This window comes from Burkholderia sp. PR2, assembly GCF_052372875.1.
Taxonomy (GTDB): domain Bacteria; phylum Pseudomonadota; class Gammaproteobacteria; order Burkholderiales; family Burkholderiaceae; genus Burkholderia; species Burkholderia diffusa.
Window position 1 is genome coordinate 1,737,480 of sequence record NZ_JBQRWH010000004.1, and the last position, 16,072, is coordinate 1,753,551.

Consider the following 16,072-nt stretch of genomic DNA (forward strand, 5'->3'; position numbering starts at 1 on the left):
CCGCGCGACGCGCCGTGAACATGCCGTATACCGGACCCGACCCAGCAGCTTCGGCCCGCATCTGGCCGCAGCATTCCGATCCCGGACGTTGCAGGAGGCAACGACATGAATCGACCGACCGAAAACCGGACGCTGTTGCGCACGCTCGGCATCCGCACCCCGATCATCCAGGCGCCGATGGCCGGCGTCAGCACGCCCGCGCTGGCGGCCGCCGTGTCGAATGCGGGCGGGCTCGGCTCGCTGGGCGTCGGCGCGACGAACGCCGAAGGCGCGCGCAAGATGATCCGCGACACGCGCGCGCTCACCGACCGGCCGTTCAACATCAATCTGTTCTGCCACCGGCCGGCCCGCGCCGACGCCGCCGTCGAACGCGCGTGGCTCGACTGGCTCGCACCCGCGTTCCGCGAACAGGGCGCGACGACGCCGGCGGCGTTGTCGGAGATCTACACGAGCTTCGTCGCGGACGATGCGATGCTCGCGATGCTGGTCGAAGAAAAACCGGCGGTCGTCAGCTTTCATTTCGGGTTGCCGTCCGATGAGGCCATCGCCGTGCTGAAGCGCGCGGGCATCACGCTGTTCGCGTCCGCGACGAATCCCGACGAAGCCCGGCAGATCGCCGCGGCCGGCATCGACGCGATCGTTGCGCAGGGCATCGAAGCCGGCGGGCACCGTGGCGTATTCGACTCGACGCCGTACGACGACCGGCTCGGCACGTTCGCCCTGACGCGACTGCTGGTGCGCGAATGTGCGTTGCCGGTGATCGCCGCCGGCGGCATCATGGACGGCGACGGCATCGCCGCGGCGCTCGCGCTCGGTGCGCAGGCCGCGCAGCTCGGCACCGCCTTCGTCGCGTGCCCGGAGACGTCGATCGACGACGGTTATCGCCGAGCGATCCTCGGCGACGCAGCGCGCCGCACGACATTGACGACCGCGATCTCCGGACGGATCGCGCGCGGCATCGCGAACCGGCTGACCGCGCTCGGCGACGATCCGCTCGCACCGGCCACGCCAGCCTATCCGATCGCATACGACGCGGGCAAGGCGCTGCATGCGGCCGCGAAGGCGAACGGCGAGTTCGGCTACGGCGCGCAATGGGCCGGGCAGGCGGCGCCGCTCGTCCGGTCGCTACCGGCGACCGAACTGTTCGCGACGCTCGAGCGCGAGACACGGGCGGCCATCGCACGGCTACAGCACGCGCTGGACTGATTTCGCGGCCGCACGCGGTGCGCCGGCGTTCGGCGAATGCGCCGCAATGCGAATGGCCGGGTACAGAATTGCAACGTTCTGTATCCGCCCGCGGCGTGGATACAGCGTGATACACGGCGTCGGCGAAGGCCCGTTATAAAGCGGACATGACTTCTTGAGGAGCACGACATGTCTGCTACATGGTTCAACGGATCCTGCCACTGCGGCGCCGTGAAATTCCAAGTCCGGACCGCGCTTGCGCCGGCGGCTCGCTGCAACTGCAGCCTCTGCCGCCGTCGCGGCGCGCTGATGAGCCCGATGTTCGCCGCGGCCGACCTGAAGATCGTCGAAGGCGAGGGCGCGCTGACGCTCTACCGCTTCAATACGCACACGGCCCGTCACTATTTCTGCAGCCGCTGCGGCGTCTATCCGTTCCATCAGACGCGCAAGGATCCCGCGTGCTGGCGCGTCAATCTCGGCTGCCTCGACGGCGTCGATCCGTATGCGCTCGATGCGACCGTCGCCGACGGCGCAAGCCTTTCCGTCGTGGAGGACGCATGAAGCGCTGGCTGATGATCCTGCTGTTCGCCACGGGCGGCCTCGCGACCGAGATCGCGCACCCGGTGCAGTGTTCGCTGCTGTCGATCAGCCGCCAGCGGACCGGCGACCGACGGGGTCGGAACGACAGCGGACGAGATTGAGCAGGCGCCGCGGGTGTCGCATCGTGTTGATCGGAAGCGATAATCATGCCTCCGATAAGATCGCACGCGATATATAATGCGTTCGTCTGCGACACGAACCGCTGTCGCTGGAGAACGCTCATGAAACCGACCGAAGCACAATCGCCCGCCACGCCGAAGCTGTCCGAGTTCCTGTGTTTTGCGATCTACTCGACGAATCTCGCGTTCGGCAAGGCATACAAACCGATCCTCGAAGAGCTCGGCCTCACGTACACGCAATACATCACGATCATCGCGCTGTGGGAGGAGGGCAACCAGACGGTCGGACAGCTCGGCGAAAAGCTGTTCCTCGAATCGAACACGCTGACGCCTATCCTGAAGAAGCTCGAGGCGATGGGCTATCTGGAGCGGCACCGCGATCCGTCGGACGAGCGCCAGGTACTCGTGAGCCTGACGAAAAGCGGCCGCCGCGTGCGCGAGAAGGGGCTCGACATGAACCTGGTCGAAGCCACCGGCCTGAAACCCGACGGATTCGCGAAGATGCAGAAGGCCATCGTCACGCTGCGCGGCAACCTGATCGATTCGATCAACGAATAGACGATCAAACGCAGGCTCGATGTCGAGCCTGCGATGCGCTTGCCGCCGGCTCCTTCCGCCATTTCAGTACATTTTCCGCAGTCGGGACCGAGGCACCGCCGCGACCGGTCCTTATGGCCGGCGCGCCGGCTGGCCCGTCCCGGTCTCCTCGCGCCCCAGCACCAGCAAATGCATGTCGCGACGCGTCGCGAAGCCGAGTGCGCGATAGCGCTCGATCGCACCGTGATTCGACGTGAGCACGTGCAGGAACGGCGTTTCCGCCCGCGCGCGGATGGTCGCGACCAGCGACCGGATCAGTCCGGCCGCGAGGCCTTGGCCCCGGAAAGCCGCATCCACGCACACGGCGCTGATCTCCGCGTGACCGCCGGCCCTCAGCCGCTGACCGGCCATCGCCACGAGCCGGCCTTGCCGGCGGACACCGATATAGCCGCCGAATTCGACCGTGCGCGTGCCGAACGGGCCTGGTTCCGTCGCCGCGATCAATTCGAGCATCTCCGGCACGTCGGCTTCGGTGAGCCGGACATGCTCCAGAGCAGGCGCGCCGTCGAGCGTTCCCTGCCAGATCATCTGATGCAGCATCGCCCGCCAGACCACGGAAAAACCGGCCGGCGTCGGGATCTCGTCCGGCGTGACGAGTGCCGCAGGCCCATGCGCGTCGATCAGTCCGCGCAGCGCGTCGAACGCGGTCGGGCTGCGGTCGGCCATGCCCGCAAACGGTGCGAGCGCAGGAGGAAATCGACGCGCAAGCAGGTCGCCGAGGGCGAAACGATGCTGCTCCCCGGTGAGCGCATGCCATACGGCATTGTCGAGCGGATGCAATCCGCCTCCTTCCTGCTCCGTCGTTCCTTCCCGCATCGCCTGCTCCTTGATCGAAGGCCGTTCGTCGCACAGCATAGACGCGATCGCCCGGGGCAGGTTGCGGACAAACGGACAAATAAAGCGCATGCGATTAGATCGCATGCGCTTTATTTGGCGGACGGTGTCGTCGATTTCGTCGCGACGCTCAACGACCGAAATAGATCGAGCGCTCGGCCGTGCGAATCGCCATGCGACTGCCGGATTGCGTCGCACCGTCGGCGTTGTTGCCGTAACCGGCTGTCTGGGTGTCGGCCGCCGTTGCATCGCTGTCGCGCACGCGCTTCAGCGCTGCCTGCAGGTTGTCCGGATAGTTGGGATCGTTCGGGCGATTCGGCAGATAACCGGCCTGCTGGAGCGCGGCCAGTTCCGCCCGCACTTGCGCACGCGTCACAACGGCATCACGGGCAAAAGCCGGCACGGCAGCAGCAGCGGACACGGCAACGAGAAGGGCAGCGATCAGTTGGGTTTTCATCATTCACCTCGACAAGAAAATGGCAGAACATTCGGGAAGGCAGCCCGTGGCCGCCCGGGGCATTGCTCAGACGATGCGGATCTCGACGTCGATGTTGCCGCGCGTCGCCTTCGAGTACGGGCAGGTCTGGTGTGCGGTGTCGACAATGTGCTGCGCGACGTCACGATCGAGCCCCGGCACGCTCACGTTCAGGCGAGCCTGCAGGAAGTACGCGTTGCCACCCGTGCCCAGGTCCACCTCGGCATCGACCGCGAGATCGGCAGGCAGCGTGACCTTCGCCGCGCGCGCCGCGAGCTGCATCGCGCCGATGAAGCAGGCCGACCAGCCGGCCGCGAACAGTTGTTCCGGATTCGTGCCGGTACCGGCACTGCCCGGCGACGACAGCTGGATGTCGAGGCGGCCGTCGGAACTGCGAGCCGCGCCATCGCGGCCGCCGGAAGTCGTATGCGTCTTGCCCGTGTACAGCACTTTTTCGATCTTGCTCATCGTTCACTCCGTCAGGTAGGAAGGTTGTTGTCTGATGCGATTAAATCGCATGCGATGCAGTTTGATCGAGGCGACCAATCACGTCAAGCGCATTCGATTAACTCGCATACGATATTTTGTATTGCAATGTATCGGGATCGTGTCGAGCCTTGCCGGAAAAGGCTCTTCGATGATGCATCCCTTATATTGAAAAGGCACCTCGGATCGAAAGTTTCAGCGGTGGCAGGGCAGATGGCCGCCGGATTCGCGGCCGCCCGGGCTTGCGGCAACCCGGTCATGCCTAGCGGATCTCGGCGATCACGACCAGGACCACCGTCGCGTCGGCCGGCAACTGACGGTGGGAAAAGGCCGAGCGCGCGTGTCCGGCCTTGTTGCCCAGCACCTTGGCGAACAGGTCGGAGGCGCCGTCGATCACGGCCGGCTGACCGTGGAAGCCGTCGGCCGACGCGACGTGCCCCTCGACACGGACGATGTGATGCAGGCGGTCGAACCCGCCGAGGTGCTTTCTGATCTGCGCGAGCACGTTCAACGCCGCAAGCTGCGCCGCGTGCCGACCGTCATCGACATCCCGTTGTTCGCCGACGCGGCCCGTATAAGCCACCTTGCCGTCGACGAGCGGCAATTGCCCGGAAATGAACAACAGGTTGCCGGCCTCACTGACGGCCGTGTAGCTGCCAAGCGGTTGCGGCGGTTCGGGTAGCGTGAAGCCCAGTTCGGCCAGCTTCTGTTCGATCATCATGGCATTCTCCTTCGGGGATCGTTGATGAGTTGGCCGCGGTGTGGAGCGCAACTCGCCACGGCCTCTGTCGATCACTCTAGTGACGCGGTAGGGGCCGGTAAATATCGTTCGCGCAATTGACTCGACACACGGTGTAACGAATCGCCCGCGGTGCAACGCGGCGCGAACGCGTAACTCCGGTATCGCCGATCCGCTGGTTTCCCAGCGGGGATTCATGCACACTCGGTGCTTCGGCGTCCCGCCACGGAACAACCAGCGCTGGCGGGCCGGAAGCGTGATGCCTCGTTGCAGGCGCAAGCCGAATTCGCCGTTTTGCAACCGCTCAAGGCAGCACGAGGAAGCAGGAGCCGCCCCATGCAGAGAAAATTCGATGACCTCCTGCTCGGCAGCATCGAGCTGTTCTGCCTGGCAGCCGAACTCGGCAGCTTCACGCTCGCCGCAACGGCCGCTAGCGTCACGCCGGCTGCGGTGAGCCGGTCGGTCGCGCGGCTCGAGGAGCGACTCGGTGTACGCCTGTTCATACGGACAACGCGCCAGATCCGCCTCACCGATTCCGGGCGGCGCTATTTCGAGCAGTGTCGTGATGCGCTGTCGCAGCTCGTCGACGCGGAGCGCGAAGCGACGGGGCAGCAGACAACGCCGGCCGGCGTGCTGCGCATCAGCATGCCGACGCCATACGGACACTATCGCGTGCTGCCGCTGCTGCCCGCGTTTCGCGAGCGATACCCGGACGTACGCGTCGAAACGCATCTCAGCAACCGCAACATCGACTTCGCCGAGGAGGGTTTCGACCTTGCGATCCGCGGCCGCGCGCCAGCGGATTCGAGCCTGGTCGCACGCAAGCTCGAGGACGCCGAACTCGTCGTCGTCGCGACGCCCGGCTATCTGAAGCGCGCCGGCGTACCGCGCACGGCCGACGATCTGCACGCGCACGAATGCATCCAGTTCGAGCTCCCGAGCAGCGGGAGGCCGATTCCATGGCTGTTCAACGACGGAGCAGCGGAAATCGACGTCGCGACGACGGGTGGCTATGGCACGTCGGGCGACGTCCTCGCCGGCGTCACCCTCGCGCGCAGCGGTGCGGGCCTGTTCCAGACCTATCGCTTCATCGTCGAACGGGATCTGCGGGAAGGCACGCTCACCGAGGTGCTGTCCGCCCAGGGCGGGCGATCGAGGCCGTTCATGCTGCTGTATCCGCATGCACGTTATCTGTCGTCGCGCGTGCGCGTCTTCGTCGACTTTCTCGTCGAACATCTCGAACAGGCACCCGGCAGGCGGACTCGCTAGCCGCGGCCAGCCATGCCGGCAACCGGGCAGAGCGGGGCGCGCAAGCCTCGCCTGCGCCGGCATCGGGGCGCCGCGCACCCTGCGCGCCGGCGCATGTTCACGACGTTGCCGCTCAGTGCCCGGCGCTCTGGCCGCCGTCCACGTGCAGGATCTCGCCGGTGACGAACGGCGCGGAATCGAGATACAGGATCGCGCCGACGATGTCGCTCATCTCGCCCATCCGGCCGACCGGATGCAGCGATGCGAGCGTCGCGTGCGTGTCGGGCGCGTGCATCGGCGACTTGATGATGCCGGGCGACACGGCGTTCACGCGGATGCCGGCCTTCGCATATTCGATCGCGAGCGACTTCGTCGCCGCATTGAGCCCGCCTTTCGTCAGCGATGCGAGTACCGACGGTACGTTGCTGTTCGCGTGGTCGACGAGGCTCGTCGTGATGCTGACCACATGACCGCCGCCGTTTCCGTTTCGCTGCATCGCCGCAATCGCGTGCTGCGTGACATGGAAGAAGCCATCCAGGTTCACGCGGGTGACAGCTGCGTAGTCGTCCGCCGTGTATTGCGTGAACGGCTTCGCGATGAAGATGCCCGCGTTGTTGACGAGCGTGTCGACCCGGCCGAAGCGCTCGATGGCGGCGTCGACCACGCGCCGCGCGACAGCCGGGTCGCCGATGTCGCCCGCGACGGTGACGAGATCGGGATCGTCCGACGGCCCGATCGAACGGGACGTCGCGACCACTCGATGGCCCCGGGCGCGGAATGCGTTGACCGTTTCGGCACCGATGCCTTGCGATGCGCCGGTGACGATGATGACTTTGGAAGTGCTCATGATATGCCTCGACAGGTGACTGGTTTTCGGCTTCAGCGCCGACCGGATTGATGAATCCGATGGACGCAACTCTAGGCGCGCCGGGCCGGAGTTCGAATACCCACCATGGACCAACAGTCTTGCGTCGCGGGAACAAATGCGGGGAAGAGCGGGGACCGACGCAGCGGCGAGGATGCCGGCGGAGATGAGTCAACGCGCCCCCAGTGCGCCGTCATTCACACAGGGCGACACGCGTCGATCGTTGCGAATTCGACGGTTTGCGTGGCGAAATGATGTGAATGCCGTATCTCGGATCGTGCGTCACGCGTCGGGCACTTCTGATTTTTATCAAAACTATCCGGATAACTTTTCTTATCACAATAGCGTTATTTTTCACCGAAACTCTCGGATGCGAAAACGCGCCTGATCTGACCGTCACGCGCTTCGTCGAACGGCTCCCCAAGCGAATCAGGGCAGGGCATGCCGTCGCACGTGGATGCTCGGTGCGCTAACCGGCACTCCGAACACGACCAAAACTGGCACAATCGTGCCCACAGCCGTAGATGCGGCCCGATATCGCCCGACGATTGCCCGGCAGCGAACGCCGCCGATCCGCTTGTCCCGGACACTTGCTTCGGCCGGCGCCGTACCTGCACCAAGCGCAGGATCGCGCGAGCGCCGCCCAACAGCCGGCGCCGGATGCGGCGCGGCGAACATGGCGAGCGGGTGGCTCGAAGCATCCGGTTTCGGGCTGCCAGGGCGACGCTCCGCGCCTGATGGCGCAGCTTCACGCCGCGTGAATCGCACGGTGAAGCAAGTCGCAATCAATACAATTTCCATGCACGCGTTGAACACACTGCACGAACAGGTCGAAAAATTCAGGGAATGGGCAACGCTATACCCGGTCCACCAGCGAAGTACCGACTGGGAATGCGAGTACGGCCATTGGGAAGCCCTGTGGGACGCGTCGCTTGCCGTCGTCGACTCGCTTGCGCCGGACGCCTGGACCGTAACCGCGTGCGCCGATCTGCTTTACGCGATTGCCCGCGACCACGCGCTGGAACACATTTCGAGCATGCTCTGGACGCAACCCGACGCGTTGCTGGCACTTGCGCGCGCGTCGATCGACGCGTCGGAGCCGAACGCCAAATGGCAGTTGGCCGCGCGACTCGGCGGGCAGGGTTCGCATGCCGCAGAGGCCGAAGCACTGCTGTTGCGCCTGGTGAACGACGAGGACGAATACGTGCGCCGGCGTGCCTTGCTTGCGTTGGGCGCACTGAAGTCCGCTTATGCCGAAACGCTCGCGGAACGCGCATGGGACACCGGACATGAATATCAGCGGATTGCCGCGTTGTGGGTGCTCAAGGACGTCAAATCCGGCAAGCTGGCGCAATACGTGAAGCTGGCCGAGGAAGACGGTCGCGAATACGTCGTCCGGAACGCGCGAGACGTCATGATGACGAGTTGAACGCCGCCGCATCGTGCGCAGCCTGCGGCTGGAAACCGGGAATCCGGTGGTTGGTCGGCAGACCGGCCGCAGAAGCGACATTTCCATGTAGCCAAAAGCGGACATTTCAATCTAGCCACTACAAGATTTGTCAAAGCCATTCTCAAATGTCCGCCTCTCGGCTAAGTTGAAATGTCCGGGTTTACGGGCTTGGTGCTTGTTTGTCTTGGGTTATAGCTCACGCAGTGTCGAAGAGCTGATCCTGAACGGGCAGGGTGCTTACGCTTGCGTCACTGCCCCTCGCAGACCGACGGCCAGGTTTGCGCGCGGGCTGTTGGACCTGTCTGCGTTCGGCGAGATCCACGATCACTTTCTCGACATCGGTCTGCGTGAACTCACGCTGCTTCTTTTGGTTCGGCTGAGTGGTGTTGCGATTCGTCTTAGTCGAATCGCCTCGATGCGTTCGAGACGGTGCCTTACCGATTCGGCTGTTATCGCGTTGCGCCTGAAGCGCTTGCGCGATCTGTAGTACGTGACTCAGACGCTTGTGTTCGACGATGGCACCTTGATCGATTTCGGCCAGCCGGTCGTACTGCCTGCAGGGCAACACACGACCCTCCGTTCGGAGTTCGATGCGCCCATCCGGGTACTCCCAAACCTCGATCGTTCGATCAATCAGTTGCCGATTCTCCGGCGTATCGTCCAGCAAATACATCACGCGGTCGTACTGCACCGTGAGCGACTTCGTCACTTTCCGCGGCTCGCGCCACGTCAGCACCAAGTCAAGACTCTCATCGGCCCGCAGCGGCCGGTGCGCATTGAAATCGCTCTTCGGCGGCTTCGCAAAACGTGTGTTGTAAGCGGCGATGAAGGAGGGCGCGTAAGCGTTGGCATCGGCCACTGTGTTGATCCCGCGCAGTCGTAGCTCCTTGACCAAGCGATCCTGCAACGTCAGATGTGCTCGCTCGACTCGCCCCTTGGCCGGACTGCTGTTCGCGCAGAACGTGTCGATGTTCAGCTCGTACATCGCGCGGCCGAAGTGCGTTACCCGATTACCAGTCTTGCCTGGCGTTACGTTGCGGAACACGCTGTACTTGTCGCTATAGAACGCCCCCGGCTTGCCGTGGCACTCGATATACATTCGCGTCGCCTCGAAGTAGCTGAACGTCGATTCGGTCTGCGTGAAGTGCAGCATCATCAGCCGACTCGTCGCATCGTCGACGTACACCAGCAACGTGCAGGCCGGCGCCCGATCCTCGAACCATCGATGGTCACTGCCGTCGATCTGGATCAGTTCACCCAGGCATGCCCGACGCGCTCGCGGCTGGTAGACCTTGGGCGGGCGTTGCCGGCGCGGCACCCAGAGGCCAGCGTCGGTCATCAGCTTGCGGACCGTTTCCTTGGCCAGCCGAATGTTGTGGCATTCGTACAGCTTCTCGCAGGCCAGCGTCGGACCGAAGTCCGCGTAGCGATCCCGGATGATTGACAGCACCCGATCAGCCGTCATGCTATCCAATCGGTTGTTGCTGGGCTTCGCGCGCCGTTGCGACACGAGACCTTGCGGCCCGTGATCACGCAATCGGCCGACCAGTCGCCGGATCTGCCGCGTCGTCAGCCCGAGTCGCTCGGCCGCGCGCCACGGCTGAAGCTTGCCGTCCGCGACGTCCTGAATGACCTTGAACTTGTCCAGCTCGCGCATCGTCATCGTGATCCGTTCCGTCGCTGCCATCGAAGCCTCCAGCGCTGGATTCCCAGCGGCCGATCAGCTTACGATGGGTCGAAAAACGGACATTTGAACTTAGCCAGAAGCGGACATTACAACTTAGCCGCCACAAGATTTTTTGTTGATAACTATGATTATGTCAAATACGAAATTCACCCGACGACACCACTGAGATCCCGATGGGACGCCACCAGAATCCCGCCTCACCGGTCGCTCGCGGCACCGATTTCCGGCGTAAACGCAGCTGCGGCAAAACCGGCGAAACGCAACGTCCCTGACGGCCGTCCGCCAGACGCCGTCTCCAACCACCGCAAACTGCCCGCAACAGGACGATCAGGACAACCACATCCCCTGCATCTTGTGCGAGAAATGCGCGCGCTCGGCCGTCTCCATCAGCGACAGGAATTCGTCCTGCATCATGTGGATCAGCGCTTCGTGGTCGCCGGCCTCGAAATACACTTCCGGCTGCTGCGCGAGATGTTCCTCGAGGAACGTCTTCATCCCGTACGCCATGCACACCGGCGGCAACGCGCCTAGGTCGCAATCCTTGAACAGTTCGCGCAGTTCGATTTCCCTGGCGAGCACGAGATGACGACCGGTCTTGACCCAGAGATCCGACAGCCGCACTGCATGCGACGTCGGCAGCACGGCGGCGACGTAGCCTTCGTCGTCCTCGAGCAGTACGGTTTTCGCGAGGCGATCGCCGGGGATATGCGCGGCGGCGGCCGTCTCCATGCTGGTATGGCTATACGGGTGGTACACGACTTCGTACCGCGATGACTTCTGGCGCAGGCAATCCTGCAGGGTGGCTGACACAGGCATGGCACACCTCGTCTCGACGAATCGGGCGAACGAAGTTCGCTCCGGATTCGTTCAGCATAGGTCGCATTGCGGCCAATGGAAACGCCCTCGCACGACACCCGGACGGACGGCCCCGACACCTGGCTTCGGCCCCTTTTCCGGTCGGCGCGGCCGCCCTAGCCGCCCTTGCCGGTATGCGAAATCCGGGCCCGGAATACGCATGGAACATGCCGTCCGGACCCGCCTTTCCTGAAGACAAAACCGGCGATAACCGGTCAAATGCGATAACGCGAATCCATGCGACGGCGGATTCAGCCTAGACCGTTAGTTGCATTTTAGGGAAGGGCATCGAGACCTGAAAATCATCTTCGTGGTGGCCCGAAATCGGCCGGCCACGCGCCGACAAAGACCGAAGCTCGCTCTATACTGAGCCAACCGCCCGCCATCCAGCGGCAACCGATTCCGGGAGCGACCATGCATTACCAGTTGATCTACGAACTCGTCGACGATTACCTGTCCCGGCGCGAGCAGTACCGCGCCGAGCACCTCGCACTCGCGCAGGCGGCAACCGAGCGCGGCGAACTCATGCTCGCCGGCGCATTGCAGGATCCAGCCGACCGGGCCGTGCTCGTCTTCGAAGGCGACTCGCCGGAAGCCGCCGAATCGTTCGCCCGCGCCGATCCGTACGTGCAGCACGGCCTCGTCAAATCCTGGTACGTGCGTCCGTGGCGCGTCGTGGTCGGCAAGCATGCCCCGCGCTAGCAGCGCTCGCGGCTACAGCCACCCCGCCCGCTTGAAGCGCCACCACAACGCGAGATCGGCGGCGACCATCACCCCGATGCAGCCGTAGAAGCCGTACTTGAGGTGCAACTCGGGCATGTTCGCGAAGTTCATCCCGTAGATGCCGGCAATCATCGTCGGTATCGCGAACAGCGCGGCGAACGAACCGAGCCGCTTGGTCACTTCGTTCTCCGCGAGCGAAATCATCCCGAGGTTGACCTGGACCGCGGTCACGACCATCTCGCGCCGCCCTTCGATCGTCTTCACGATCCGCTGCAGGTGGTCGTACACGTCGCGGAAGTAATGCTCCATCCCGCTACAGACCTGCGGAATGCGTCCTCCGGTGAGCTTCGCGAGCGGCTCGATCAGCGGCGCCGTGTGCTGGTGCAGCGTTACGAGCCTGCGTTTCAGCGAATAGAGATCCTCGATGATGACGCGCGACGACGCGGGCGAGGCCTTCGTGAAGATGCGGTCCTCGAGTTCCTCGAGCTCGAGGCCGAGCGTCTCGAGGATCGGGAAATAGCGGTCGACGACCTGGTCCATCAGCGCATAGAACACGAACGCCGCCCCCTCCTGCAGCAGATGCGGCTCGCGCTCGCAGCGCTTGCGCACGTCGCGGAAGTCCTGCTCGGTATGGTTGCGGATCGACAGCACATAGTTCGGGCCGACGAACACGTTCAGCTCGCCGACCTTGAATTCGCCGTCGTCGTCGAGCTCGACCATATGCAGCACCGCGAACAGCGAGTCGCCGTACTCCTCGATCTTCGGCCGCTGATGCCCCTTGCGGGCATCCTCGAGCGCGAGCTCGTGCAACCCGAATTCCTCGCCCATCAGGTCGATCTCGTCCGGCGTCGGATCCTTCAGCGCGACCCACACGAAACACTCGGGCTTGGACACGTAGTCGCTGATGGCGTCGATATCGATTTCGGCCAGCTTGCGGCCGTCCTGGTATGCAGCACAATTGATCAGCATGTTGTCCGTCTTGTTGCAGTTTTCGCATCAGTTTACCGGTTTGACGCGCGGGCGGCCCGGCTTGCGCGACACGCCGATATTGGTCATGATCGGACTACGTGCGACGCGGCATGCGCACGGCATCGCTTCGACAGACGCACGGCATGGCCGTGCGGCCCAACCGTCAAGGAGACAGACCCATGTGGTATTTCTCGTGGATACTCGGCATCGGCGTGGCGCTCGGCTTCGGCATCATCAACGCGATGTGGCTGGAGGCGGAAGTCTTCTCGCGCGGCGACAAGCGCACCGACGCATCGCGCGCGGATCCGGGGAGCCGGTATTCGTGACGCACCTGGTGTTCTTCTGCGGTCATGCCGGCACCGGCAAGACCACGCTCGCGAAGCGGCTGATCGGGCCGCTGATGCGTGCGACCGGCGAAGCCTTCTGCCTGCTCGACAAGGACACGCTCTACGGCCGCTACAGTTCGGCCGCGATGGGCGCCCTCACCTCCGATCCGAACGATCGTGACAGCCCGCTCTACCTGAAACACCTGCGCGATCCCGAATACCAGGGCCTGCTCGACACAGCCCGCGAGAATCTCGCGCTCGGCATCGGCGTGCTCGTGGTCGGCCCGCTGTCGCGCGAAGTGCGTGATCGGCGCATCCTCGACCGCACGTGGCTCGGCATCGGGCCGGACGTCGTGCTGACGGTCGTGTGGGTCCATACCGCGGAAGACGTTGCGCGCCAGCGGATCGTCGCGCGCGGCAATCCGAACGACGCGTACAAGCTCGCGCACTGGGACGAATACCGGCAACGCCGCTTCGTGCCGACCGGCCACGAATGCGACGGCATCGTGATGTTCGACAACACCGCGCCGTCCGACGCGGACATCGATGCTCTGCTGTACCGCATCGCACCGCCGGCGCCGCAGGCATCGATCCTCCCGCCGCTGCCCGCCTGAGCGGCAGGCATCGCCCTGCTCTTCCCCGCTTCGACACGCTTCGACACGCTTCGACACGCTTCGACACGCTTCGACACGCTTCGACACGCTCAAAAAAACAACGCCGGAAGCGCTGTTGCGCTCCCGGCGTCGCACGGCCCTCGTGCCGGAGACCCGTCGTCAGGCGACTTCGTGCACGCGCTCCATCGTGCCGCCTTCATACAGCTTGCCGAAGCGGTTCGCGAGGAACGCCTTCAGCGACACCTTTTCTTGCGGGATAAAACCGCTCTGCGGCAGCTTCTTCTCGCGGAACAGATCCAGCACCGCGCACATCGCGCCGGCCGTCGTGATCTGGATCGCGCTCATGTGCATCCCGCACACGTCCTTCGCGAAAATCTTGCGCGTGAACACGTCCTGCACGAGCTGACCGTCCTTCACGCCCGTCACCGTGACGAACACGAGCACGACGTCCTGCTTCGTCGACGGCACCGCGCGGCGCATGATCGACTTCAGCGTGTCGCGGTCGCTCGACAGGCGCAGGTCCTCGAGCAGGAACTGCACGAGTTCGCGGTGACCCGGATAGCGCACCGACTTGTAGTCGAGCGTCTCGACCTTGCCCGACAGCGTCTCGCACAGCGTGCCCAGACCGCCCGACGTGTTGAATGCTTCGTATTCGGTACCGTCGAGCGAGAAATGCTCGAGGCCTTCGAGCGGCTGCACCCACTGCTTGCGGCCGTCACGGATCGCTTCGCACGGCTGGCAGTATTCGTTGATCAGGCCGTCGACGCTCCACGTCAGGTTGTACTTGAGCGCGTTGGTCGGATACTCGGGCAGCGCGCCGACGCGCATCTTCACGTCGCGCACTTCGCTGAAGCCGTTCACGAGCTCGTGTGCGGCAATGCCGATGAAGCCCGGCGCGAGGCCGCACTGCGGCATGAACGCGCGGTCCGAACCATCCGCCAGTTCACGGATCGCGTGGGTCGCGCGCACGTCTTCGGTCAGGTCGAAGTAATGGACGCCGGCAGCCTTGGCCGCCGCGGCGACGTTGACCGCAAGGTAGTACGGCAGCGCGTTGACGAGCGCATCGAAGCCGTTCACGGCTTCACGGATGGCATTGGCGTCGGCCGAATCGACACGCTGCGTCGCGATGCCTTCACGCGAGAGCTTGGCGAGCGCATCAGCGTCGCGGTCGAACGCGACCACTTCGTAGTCGCCCGTTTCACGCAGCATGTGAGCAATGGTGTGACCGATCAGACCTGCGCCGACGATGGCGATTTTCATGCGCTTATCTCCTGATGATGAGTTTGGTGTTGGTGTACGGCGTCGAGCCATGAACACAGTTTAGGGACGCGCAAAATCAGTTCCAAGACGAAGAATGATGCGAAACGACCGATAATTTCGACGTTATGACGCCACATTTCGTCGAAATGTCGGAGCAGCGCATTCATCCCGCTGCCGGCCTCGCTATGGCTGGCCTAAGTTTCCCGTTTCAGACTGCATGCCGACCACCCGATCGCCAAGGAGGCATCGCATGCAATCCCTGCCCGTCAATCGCGCGTCGCACTGGCTGAACAAGGTGCCCGACGTCGCGCTCTCGTTCTGGATCATCAAGATCATGTCGACCACGGTCGGCGAAACCGGCGCGGACTTTCTCGCGGTCAACGCGGGCCTCGGCCAGACCGTCACGCGTATCGCGATGGCGTCGCTGCTCGCGCTCGCGCTGTGGCTGCAGTTGCACACGCGCCGCTACGTGCCGTGGGTCTACTGGCTCACGGTGGTGCTGGTCAGCATCGTCGGCACGCAGATCACCGACCTGCTCACCGACGGCCTGAACGTCAGCCTGTATGCGAGCACCGCCGCGTTTGCCGTCGCGCTCGCGGCGATTTTCTTCGTGTGGCATCGCGTCGAAGGCACGCTGTCGATCGATACGATCGTCACGCCGCGGCGCGAGCTGTTCTACTGGGCCGCGATCCTCTGCACGTTCGCGCTCGGCACCGCCGCGGGCGATCTCGCGACCGAAGCGCTCGGGCTCGGCTTCACGATCGGCGCGCTGTGCTTCGGCGGGTTGATCGCGGCCGTGTTCGTGATGTGGCGGCTCGGCACCAATGCGACGCTGGCGTTCTGGATCGCGTACATCCTGACGCGCCCGTTCGGCGCCTCGCTCGGCGACCTGCTCACGCAGGCCCGCGCATACGGCGGGCTCGGCTTCGGCGCCGCGTGGACGAGCTTGCTGTTCCTGACCGTGATCGTGCTGCTCGTCGCCGTCGCGCAATTCGGCAGCGGCACGCACACGCGTGCCGGCGCCGCCGAATGACACCCTT

General features: G+C 64.2%; 19 protein-coding genes. 10 read left to right on the plus strand and 9 right to left on the minus strand.

What is annotated here, in order from left to right; translation table 11 throughout:
- The first annotated feature begins 105 nt into the window (after nucleotides 1-105).
- The 4 genes from ACT2FV_RS25245 (at nucleotide 106) to ACT2FV_RS25260 (ending at nucleotide 2,462) form a co-directional block, all read left to right on the plus strand.
- The gene (locus tag ACT2FV_RS25245) at nucleotides 106-1,206 is read left to right on the plus strand and encodes an NAD(P)H-dependent flavin oxidoreductase (protein WP_444505043.1); all 1,101 of its coding nucleotides are present in this window, start codon (nucleotides 106-108) and stop codon (nucleotides 1,204-1,206) included.
- A gap of 168 nt (nucleotides 1,207-1,374) precedes the next feature.
- Nucleotides 1,375-1,746, plus strand: a complete 372-nt coding sequence (locus ACT2FV_RS25250) for a GFA family protein (protein WP_059606833.1) — start codon at nucleotides 1,375-1,377, stop codon at nucleotides 1,744-1,746.
- The gene (locus ACT2FV_RS25255; protein ID WP_170296424.1) at nucleotides 1,743-1,886 is read left to right on the plus strand and encodes a hypothetical protein; all 144 of its coding nucleotides are present in this window, start codon (nucleotides 1,743-1,745) and stop codon (nucleotides 1,884-1,886) included. Before ACT2FV_RS25250 ends, ACT2FV_RS25255 begins: the two co-directional genes overlap by 4 nt.
- 120 nt (nucleotides 1,887-2,006) lie before the next feature.
- Nucleotides 2,007-2,462, plus strand: coding sequence for a MarR family winged helix-turn-helix transcriptional regulator (locus ACT2FV_RS25260; protein WP_444505044.1), 456 nt, complete (start codon nucleotides 2,007-2,009; stop codon nucleotides 2,460-2,462).
- A 111-nt stretch (nucleotides 2,463-2,573) separates the two neighbouring features.
- Here the strand turns inward: ACT2FV_RS25260 and ACT2FV_RS25265 are convergent, their stop codons facing one another.
- The 4 genes from ACT2FV_RS25265 to ACT2FV_RS25280 all read right to left on the minus strand — a co-directional run bounded on the left by ACT2FV_RS25265 (nucleotide 2,574) and on the right by ACT2FV_RS25280 (nucleotide 5,017).
- The gene (locus ACT2FV_RS25265) at nucleotides 2,574-3,317 is read right to left on the minus strand and encodes a GNAT family N-acetyltransferase (RefSeq protein ID WP_444505452.1); all 744 of its coding nucleotides are present in this window, start codon (nucleotides 3,315-3,317) and stop codon (nucleotides 2,574-2,576) included.
- Nucleotides 3,318-3,465: 148 nt separating this feature from the next.
- On the minus strand, nucleotides 3,466-3,795 hold the full coding sequence (locus ACT2FV_RS25270) for a DUF4148 domain-containing protein (RefSeq protein ID WP_444505045.1): 330 nt from the start codon (nucleotides 3,793-3,795) through the stop codon (nucleotides 3,466-3,468).
- Between the two features lie 63 nt (nucleotides 3,796-3,858).
- The gene (locus ACT2FV_RS25275; protein WP_059683461.1) at nucleotides 3,859-4,278 is read right to left on the minus strand and encodes an organic hydroperoxide resistance protein; all 420 of its coding nucleotides are present in this window, start codon (nucleotides 4,276-4,278) and stop codon (nucleotides 3,859-3,861) included.
- A 280-nt stretch (nucleotides 4,279-4,558) separates the two neighbouring features.
- Nucleotides 4,559-5,017 carry a RidA family protein gene (locus ACT2FV_RS25280; RefSeq protein WP_444505046.1) on the minus strand — a complete coding sequence of 153 codons (459 nt, stop codon included), beginning with the start codon at nucleotides 5,015-5,017 and terminating at the stop codon, nucleotides 4,559-4,561.
- A gap of 354 nt (nucleotides 5,018-5,371) precedes the next feature.
- Here ACT2FV_RS25280 and ACT2FV_RS25285 point away from each other — a divergent pair, with 354 nt between their 5' ends.
- A complete protein-coding gene (locus tag ACT2FV_RS25285; protein WP_151048879.1) occupies nucleotides 5,372-6,304 on the plus strand; it encodes a LysR family transcriptional regulator in 933 nt (310 codons plus the stop codon).
- Between the two features lie 112 nt (nucleotides 6,305-6,416).
- On the opposite strand, the gene ACT2FV_RS25290 is transcribed toward ACT2FV_RS25285, so the two are convergent.
- Nucleotides 6,417-7,130, minus strand: coding sequence for an SDR family NAD(P)-dependent oxidoreductase (locus ACT2FV_RS25290; protein ID WP_444505047.1), 714 nt, complete (start codon nucleotides 7,128-7,130; stop codon nucleotides 6,417-6,419).
- A gap of 526 nt (nucleotides 7,131-7,656) precedes the next feature.
- Between ACT2FV_RS25290 and ACT2FV_RS25295 the strand changes: the two genes are divergently transcribed.
- On the plus strand, nucleotides 7,657-8,577 hold the full coding sequence (locus ACT2FV_RS25295; RefSeq protein WP_444505048.1) for a HEAT repeat domain-containing protein: 921 nt from the start codon (nucleotides 7,657-7,659) through the stop codon (nucleotides 8,575-8,577).
- Nucleotides 8,578-8,794: 217 nt separating this feature from the next.
- On the opposite strand, the gene ACT2FV_RS25300 is transcribed toward ACT2FV_RS25295, so the two are convergent.
- On the minus strand, nucleotides 8,795-10,285 hold the full coding sequence (locus ACT2FV_RS25300; protein WP_444505049.1) for an ISNCY family transposase: 1,491 nt from the start codon (nucleotides 10,283-10,285) through the stop codon (nucleotides 8,795-8,797).
- Between the two features lie 327 nt (nucleotides 10,286-10,612).
- On the minus strand, nucleotides 10,613-11,101 hold the full coding sequence (locus ACT2FV_RS25305; protein ID WP_044848239.1) for an aminoacyl-tRNA deacylase: 489 nt from the start codon (nucleotides 11,099-11,101) through the stop codon (nucleotides 10,613-10,615).
- Between the two features lie 453 nt (nucleotides 11,102-11,554).
- Here ACT2FV_RS25305 and ACT2FV_RS25310 point away from each other — a divergent pair, with 453 nt between their 5' ends.
- Nucleotides 11,555-11,842 (plus strand): YciI-like protein, encoded by a 288-nt coding sequence (locus tag ACT2FV_RS25310; RefSeq protein ID WP_059606847.1) that lies wholly within the window; start codon nucleotides 11,555-11,557, stop codon nucleotides 11,840-11,842.
- A 12-nt stretch (nucleotides 11,843-11,854) separates the two neighbouring features.
- Here ACT2FV_RS25310 and corA read toward each other — a convergent pair whose 3' ends face one another.
- Nucleotides 11,855-12,832: a magnesium/cobalt transporter CorA gene (corA, locus tag ACT2FV_RS25315; protein ID WP_444505050.1), complete on the minus strand. Its 978-nt coding sequence runs from the start codon at nucleotides 12,830-12,832 to the stop codon at nucleotides 11,855-11,857.
- 179 nt (nucleotides 12,833-13,011) lie between these two features.
- On the opposite strand from corA, the gene cydX reads away from it, so the two are divergent.
- Together cydX and ACT2FV_RS25325 are read left to right on the plus strand one after the other, a co-directional pair.
- Nucleotides 13,012-13,158 (plus strand): cytochrome bd-I oxidase subunit CydX, encoded by a 147-nt coding sequence (gene cydX / locus ACT2FV_RS25320; protein ID WP_082729050.1) that lies wholly within the window; start codon nucleotides 13,012-13,014, stop codon nucleotides 13,156-13,158.
- Nucleotides 13,155-13,772: an AAA family ATPase gene (locus ACT2FV_RS25325; RefSeq protein ID WP_444505051.1), complete on the plus strand. Its 618-nt coding sequence runs from the start codon at nucleotides 13,155-13,157 to the stop codon at nucleotides 13,770-13,772. The genes cydX and ACT2FV_RS25325 overlap by 4 nt, the downstream gene beginning before the upstream one ends.
- Before the next feature lie 159 nt (nucleotides 13,773-13,931).
- Here ACT2FV_RS25325 and ACT2FV_RS25330 read toward each other — a convergent pair whose 3' ends face one another.
- Nucleotides 13,932-15,032, minus strand: coding sequence for a saccharopine dehydrogenase C-terminal domain-containing protein (locus tag ACT2FV_RS25330; protein ID WP_444505052.1), 1,101 nt, complete (start codon nucleotides 15,030-15,032; stop codon nucleotides 13,932-13,934).
- Between the two features lie 250 nt (nucleotides 15,033-15,282).
- Between ACT2FV_RS25330 and ACT2FV_RS25335 the strand changes: the two genes are divergently transcribed.
- Nucleotides 15,283-16,065, plus strand: a complete 783-nt coding sequence (locus ACT2FV_RS25335; protein WP_444505053.1) for a COG4705 family protein — start codon at nucleotides 15,283-15,285, stop codon at nucleotides 16,063-16,065.
- Nucleotides 16,066-16,072 lie beyond the last annotated feature (7 nt).